Genomic DNA, 271 nt, shown 5'->3' with positions numbered 1-271 from the left:
GCAGGCGCGGCACTGCGCGGCGACCTTCTCGCCAGCCTCCGGCGAGGCATCGGCGATCATGGCGACCGTGGGGCTCGGCGGCTCCTGATTCCCGGCAGGCGCCTGCGCCTGCTGCTGACCCTCGGCCGGCTGCTGGTTCTGAGCCTGTTGCTGCGCCTGCCCCTGCTGCTGAGCGGCGTTCTCATCGAGATCGCGGCTTTCCTGATGGCGCGAGGTCTCGGCGGCCTGTTCGCCGCCGCCCTTGGCCGTCTGCGCGCCTTCCGCCGTTGCG

At 72.7% G+C, this 271-nt stretch carries 1 protein-coding gene; it reads right to left on the bottom strand.

The features are described from left to right. A partial coding sequence (locus tag CH341_RS34915) for a hypothetical protein (RefSeq protein WP_210208734.1) occupies window positions 1-271 on the bottom strand: 271 nt, incomplete at both ends.

The organism is Rhodoplanes roseus (genome assembly GCF_003258865.1).
GTDB lineage: Bacteria > Pseudomonadota > Alphaproteobacteria > Rhizobiales > Xanthobacteraceae > Rhodoplanes > Rhodoplanes roseus.
The sequence above is the reverse complement of the archived record's forward strand: the minus strand, read 5'-3'. Positions and strand labels throughout refer to the sequence as shown.